6 protein-coding genes are annotated in these 6,279 nt (G+C 57.8%); all 6 read right to left on the bottom strand.

Annotation, left to right across the window (positions count from 1 at the left end; genetic code table 11):
* Positions 1-820 (bottom strand): FHA domain-containing protein (locus L0H65_RS12545; protein WP_301459394.1); only part of this gene is annotated, 820 nt, incomplete at its 3' end.
* A 7-nt stretch (positions 821-827) separates the two neighbouring features.
* Positions 828-1,133 (bottom strand): PAAR domain-containing protein, encoded by a 306-nt coding sequence (locus L0H65_RS12540; protein WP_301459393.1) that lies wholly within the window; start codon positions 1,131-1,133, stop codon positions 828-830.
* Between the two features lie 6 nt (positions 1,134-1,139).
* On the bottom strand, positions 1,140-1,766 hold the full coding sequence (locus tag L0H65_RS12535; protein ID WP_301459392.1) for a hypothetical protein: 627 nt from the start codon (positions 1,764-1,766) through the stop codon (positions 1,140-1,142).
* Positions 1,767-1,773: 7 nt separating this feature from the next.
* Entirely contained in the window at positions 1,774-3,783 is a 2,010-nt protein-coding gene (locus tag L0H65_RS12530) for a type VI secretion system Vgr family protein (RefSeq protein WP_301459391.1), read from the bottom strand.
* Positions 3,784-3,854: 71 nt separating this feature from the next.
* On the bottom strand, positions 3,855-4,157 hold the full coding sequence (locus L0H65_RS12525) for a hypothetical protein (protein WP_301459390.1): 303 nt from the start codon (positions 4,155-4,157) through the stop codon (positions 3,855-3,857).
* A partial coding sequence (locus L0H65_RS12520) for a type VI secretion system contractile sheath large subunit (RefSeq protein WP_301459389.1) occupies positions 4,154-6,279 on the bottom strand: 2,126 nt, incomplete at its 5' end. The genes L0H65_RS12525 and L0H65_RS12520, both read right to left, overlap by 4 nt.

Raw genomic sequence — 6,279 nt, 5'->3', positions numbered from 1 at the left:
CGGCCGGAGCCGGGTCGGCTGCGGGCGGGTCGGGCAGCAGGTTCTCCGTCGCTGCCGGTGGCAGGTCCGGAACCGGTTGTGGCGGCTTCGGAGGGGTCGCCTTTGCCGACTGCGGGCTTAGGAAATCATCGTCCCAATCATCCGGAATGACAGACGCCGCCTGTTTTCGGGGGGTGAAACTGTCCGAGATCGAGGCTTGATGCTCAGATCGCGAGGCACCGGTTTCCTCATCTTCAAGCGGGTCGGGCAGACGGCCAAGGATAGGGTCTTCGCCGTCGCCGACATTGGGTAACATAAGACTGTCAATCGGGTCTTCGCGCACGATCTGCGATGGGCCAAGCGGGGCATCCCCGCCCATCAGATCATCCAGAAAATCCGCCTTCCTGGCACCCGGATCATCCAGAAGATCCAACAGGTTTTCCGGCGCAGCAGAGGCTTTGCCATGCGACACCTGTATATCATCCACCGGCGGCGGCAGGCCCGAAAGCGGATCGGACGCCCGGTCAGAAGTGATCGCCACCACCAACTCATAAGCGCCCATGGTCAGAACATCGCCATCGTTGAGCGGTGTAGGTACACGACCAAGCGCGTTGCGGCCATAGTTCAAAAACGTGCCGTTGGTAGAGAAGTCGATCACGGTCACATCGCCGTTGTTATCCTCCAACGTACAATGGTTCTTGGAGATCAGTCGATCCGGGTCCGGTAGAACGACATCATTCTCCGGGCCACGTCCGATGGTCAGGCTTGGCCCGATCATTACAATCGGTGCGCCATCGCCGGGCACGGCACCCGATGATTGAAATCGCAAGGTTACAGACATTCAGGCATCAGCCTCCGGTCAGGACAGTTATGGCACAAGGCGGCAAAATGATACCGCCCCCGGCACATGGATCCAACATCCGCGCCGCCGGTTTCTTGCCAATCATAACCGTCATTGACCCCTTTGCAATCGGGTGCGGTGCGGGCGGCGTGACAGAGGCGCACAGATCCCCCATCCGCGCGGCGGCAAGCTTGCACACCAGCACGGTGATGTCACACAGAAGTATGATCGGCAGTGGTGCCGGCGGAATGGGCGGCGCGCACATCGGGCAAATGTGCAAATCGGTCATGCGGGCTTGCGGCAATCCGGGCATCTCACATCATCCTTCCGCCGGGGCGCTGGATTGGCTTTCCGAAACAGAGCCCGCCTCCACCCGCCCATTGCCACCGCGCGCGATGTCCAGCGCGCGGTCAATCAGAATATCCAGATGCACCTGCATCCGGTCCACGTTCATCTTCATCGACAACAGGTTCATCGCAAACACCGCTGCGGAAACGCCGTTCACCGGTGCCGGGGTCTGGTTCATATCACCTGGGCCAAGCGTCCCTTCGGCATAGAGTGCCGCCATCGCACAAAACGTCGTGTCATCATCCATATCCGCGGTTTCAAACGCATCCCGCGCGGCGATCCGGTTTTCCTCGCTCGGCTTGAACACCCAGCGTTCCGCGCAGGCCAGCGGCGGGGGCACGATTTGCGGGTCTTTCCCGATCAAGTCATGCCCGGCCAGACAGGCCCACCAGGTCGCCTCGCGCGGCGGCAAGGCGACAGACAGCAGGCGCAGCATGTCAATCTTGGCATCCTTGCCTGCCAATTCGGCCAAAACAACATTGACCGACGCACTCGCCGGCGCAGCAATCGGCGTTTGCAGCTTTGTGTTGGCCATCGCCAGCATCCGAGCCGCCGGTTCGTCTGGAATCTTCTTCAGATTTTCAAAGCGCTTGCTCATGTCATCCTCAGTTGATCATTGTCATGCTGCCGGAGATCACCATCATCCCGTTGGAGGTATGCTTGGCCATCCCATTCGCCGTCGTCGTGATCATCGTGCCTTCCAGCGTGATGCCGGACGGGTCAATTGTAAGGGTGTTCGTGCCAACCTTCAGCACAATTTTTTGTTTCGACTCGATAGTGATCTCTCCAGTCGCCGTGCTGGAGTGGCTGCCAGTGGTTTCATGCACCTGTTTGCCCTTGACCGTCACCGCCACATCACCTTTGACCTTCTCGGTCTGGTTGCCGCCGATGGTCTGGGTCTGATCGGTTTCGATGTGGCGTTTTTCGTTGCCCTTCTCGACAGTGAAGGTCATATCGCCGGTCTGGATCGTCTCGGTCTTGTTGGCATAGATGGTTTGCTTGAGGTCGCCGGGGTCTCTCTTTTCTATCCCGATGGTGATCGTCGCGTTGTTCTTGATGATCTCCACATAGTCTTTCTCGGATTGAAGGCGCACCAGTTCCTCGTCCTTCTTGTCCTCCATCATCAATTCATTGAAGCCGCCGCCGCCTTTGGAGCTGTTGGTCTTGATGCCGGATTGCGTCATGTTGTCGGGCAGGCCGTAAGGCGGCATCGTATCGGCATTGTAGAGCATCCCGGTGCATATCGGTCGATCCGGATCGCCGTCTTCAAACTGGATCACGACTTCCTGCTCAATCCGGGGAATGTGGACCATTCCCCAGTTCTTGCCCGACCATGGCGTTGTCACCCGCACCCAACAGGTGGTGTTCTCATCGTTCTTTCCGTCACGGTCCCAGGGAAACTGCACTTTGATACGGCCATAGTTGTCCGTATAAATCTCCTCCCCCTTCGGACCCGTTACGCGCGCGATCAAAATCCCCGGAATGCGCGGCCACGGTGTTTTGCGCTTCGCCCGGAACGGCGTGTTCTTTGGCAGAGCGGAGAAGGTGCAACGATAAAAATCTTCGTTTTCGGCTTCAAACTCAATGGTGTGGGGGATTGAATCCCTGTCCGCCACTTCTTGCGATTCGTCCACATAGGCGGTTTCGATCTGCATCATGTGGATGCCCGAAGTGATCAGATATTCCTGATTTTCATCCTCACGAAAATGCTCCTTCAGCTTGAACGTCGCGCCGGTCGCAAGCGTTCGCACGTTGCCAACTCCGTACCGGGTCTGGAACTCCGCCGCGTTGGCTTCCATTTCCACCCTAGCATAAACATCACCAAGCGCGGTTTCGCGGTAATGGCCCGGATATCTGTAAATCTCATAATCCTTGTGGCCATGCTTGCCCTTCGGGGCGGCCTTCGCGGTCTTGAGGTCAGCTTTCGGCCTTTCGAAATTCCAATCGCTCAGCGTCACTTTGCCCGAGGTCACGACCTCTGCGCCGCGCCATTCAAAAACATGGTCCTGCGAGCGTCGAAACGTCTTTTCCCGCAGGAAGAAGCCGATTTCGGAAGTGCCCGCCACCGGGCTGTGGGCGCCGATATCGTCCACGATCATCAGATGGTCGAGGCCGTTCTTGACCGATGAAAAGAAATAGATGCCTTCTTCTTCCATCAAGCGGCTGACGAAATCGTAATCGGTTTCGTCATATTGAACGGTATAGACCCGCTGCTCCGGGGTCCGGTTCAGCTTCACCGTGAAGTCCGAGAACCTGTATCCCTCCAATACCTTCTTGATGATATCCATCGCGTTCATTTTCTGGAAAATGCGGTTGTTCCGCGCTTTCGTCAGAAACCAGAGCCACGGTCGGACCTGCAATGAATAATAGCCGTAGCCTTCGTGGATGCCGATATATTCACCCTCGACGCAAGTGCCAACAAATTCGCGCCAGTCGGTGCTGTCGTCGTCGCCGGTCTTGACCCTGATCGTGATCGACTTGCCGACCACTTTGCCCAAGTCCAACTTCTTGTCGGGTGACATGAAATCCACCGTGGTTTCCGTCAGCTTGTTGAAGCCTTCGATCACGCGCGCCGCCTTGATGAACATCTGCGTTTCCGGAAGCGGCCCCTTCATTCGGAGCTTCCGGTTCTCTAAAATGGCTTGCTCTTCCATAATTATGTCCTCTCGTCCCGCCTGAAGCCGGGTCAATCGTCAAATGGAGACAGTTCAATCAACTGGTTTTCGTTTCGTATACGTTCAACAATATCGGGATTAATACGCCAATTCGTGCCTTCACCCGATTCAGTGACAAATCGGTTCATCTCAAAAGAATCCTCAAAGACGTAGCAACGCACCTTGAACGGGTAGGCACCCTGCGCCATCACCATGTCTTTCAAATACTCTACCCCCTTATAAAGCCAGTATCCGTCGCCGACTGCAAGCAGAGTCACCAGTGGTTCGGCACTGACTTCGTTTTTGTCAGGGTCATCTGGGGCAGTTTGCGTCATAATTCCTCCAACAATGCGGCCAACGCGGGATCAACCGCCGTCGGGTCCGTCGAAGCCGCGGTATCGCCAAAGTTGGCAAGCAGGGATTCAAGTTCATTTTCACCGTCACCTGACGGTCGCGATGCCGCCGGCGCCCAATCCATTTTCATGGTGACGCTTACATCCAGAGGCGATGCGCCGGGGGCATGCCTTACCATGTTCGGGCCAGACCACGGCCCGGCAACCGGCGTCCCGGCAAGCGATTGGAACGAGCCAAGCCGCACCACATCCCGGCCACGGATTGACACAACCGGCATGAAACCACGCCCGATGACACGCTGCACGCGCGCTTCGGTCAGATTGCGTTCGGTGCAGGGCAACGCGATCTGATCACCCTGCGCATCGGTCACAAAATGGAACGGCACGTCATCTAGAGACAGGACGCTACCCAGTTCCATCTTTGGCCCACCCTCTTTCCACGTTCGCGCCAGCAGGATGGCCACAAGGACGACAGGGTTGGCCCATAACATGCCTTTCAACCCTTCAGCCTGTGTGAACTCCTCAAACACAAAGGCGTCAATCGGGTCAGTTTTCGGCCCGTAAGGCCGACGCAGCATGAAACGGGGGGAGGCGAGACCAAGATAGCCCGCCGCAGGCTCCGCCCGTAATCTATCCCAGGCGGCGGCCGTCAAGGGGTGGCGGTCTTTCAACTCCGTTTCCATGAACCCCAGCGTCATCGCGGTGAAAAACGGCGCTTGCACATGCGCCGCAATCTTGGCGAAACGCGCCAAAAGTGCAGCATGGGGCGGCGTTTCTTCAAAGGAATACATGCCAAACAGCGCAGAAAATCCGTTTTCGCCTTCGTCCTGCAACGGGGCATTGAGCAAACGGAACAGTCCCGATTGCGACAGGTCATCAGCCGCCGCAACATCTGCGGCGATTTCCTCTGCCGAAACATCGAACAAGGTGATCGTCAGTGTTGCATCCGTCTCAATCCGCCGCGCCAGCAGATCAAGGCTGCGCCACTGCGATTCAAGCGCCTGAAATTCCGGGTGGTGCAGAACCAGCCGCATCGCCGATGACATCGCGGCATCCACGGAGCGGATCAAAGTCTCTGCTGCCGGGTTCGGGCCGGGCACGATATGCGGCCCTATAATTTGCCCGAGCAGATCATCAATCGGGGATGTCCGCGACAGCCGCCCGGTGGTATCCCCGATCAAGCGTTGAAAATCGCTCAGCTTCTTATCCGCCGGAATGCTGGTCGCAGCAGAATGACCGCGCGTCGCAGTGGCCGAAGTGGGAAATTCCACGCCCCATCCTTGCATCTCGCGCACCGCTGCGGCGGCGGTGGAAGCGTTCGACAAGCGCGCGCGCAGCGCTTTCAACGCCTCAAAGATTTCAAGGTTCTCAACCAGTTCATCGGGGTGCATATCCTCTAACGAGCCGAGGGAAACCTCGAGACCTGCGCCATCCGGTCCGATGGGTAAAACCAGGGTAGTGGCGAACCCTTCGATCACTTGCTCCACTGTATCGATGTCAAGCGCGATCCCCCGGCGAGAGGCGAGCGCATCGCCGATCTCAAACTTTCCCCGCGCCGCACGACCGGAGAAATCGCCAAAAATCGCCATGCGGAAACGCGGGCGGTCCAACGCCAGAACACTTGGTTGCGGGGCGGTCAAACTTCCAAAGCTCTGGCCCGGATTTTCTTCGGACGGAGAGATTGTCGCCGACAACGCGGGATGGCGTTTCCGATCTGGCGGGCTTTGTGTATCGGCTTCACGTTCATCCGGAGTGGGGGCCACCGGTTCCAGGATTTCCACAAGAACACCATTCCGTCCTGCCATCATCACGGCGTCAGGCAAAACCGCCGCCAGCGGCATCGCTGCGGGATGGATCCGTTCCGGCAGCGATTCTGCAACCAGATCATGCAAGACATCAACATCTGGCATGTCATCTGCGCACCCGTCTGCCTCTGAAACAACATCTGCTGCCGCTGCAATCACTTCGGGTTCCTGATCGGCCAGAAGATCAGCAAGCGCATCGCCCTCCCGCTTCGGTAGCAGACCGCCAATCCCGGTCTTCGCCACTTCGGCAGCGATATCGTCGGCAGTGCGTTCGGCATCGGACAAAAACCCCGCCAAAG

The sequence above is a fragment of the Pseudorhodobacter sp. genome (assembly GCF_030452865.1).
Taxonomy (GTDB): domain Bacteria; phylum Pseudomonadota; class Alphaproteobacteria; order Rhodobacterales; family Rhodobacteraceae; genus Pseudorhodobacter.
This window is presented reverse-complemented; position numbering and strand designations above follow the sequence as displayed.

Coding starts and splice junctions, on each gene's coding strand:
- L0H65_RS12540 (WP_301459393.1), bottom strand. CDS start 1,133: ATGCCCGGATTGCCGCAAGCCCGCATGACCGATTTGCACATTTGCCCG.
- L0H65_RS12535 (WP_301459392.1), bottom strand. CDS start 1,766: ATGAGCAAGCGCTTTGAAAATCTGAAGAAGATTCCAGACGAACCGGCG.
- L0H65_RS12530 (WP_301459391.1), bottom strand. CDS start 3,783: ATGAAGGGGCCGCTTCCGGAAACGCAGATGTTCATCAAGGCGGCGCGC.
- L0H65_RS12525 (WP_301459390.1), bottom strand. CDS start 4,157: ATGACGCAAACTGCCCCAGATGACCCTGACAAAAACGAAGTCAGTGCC.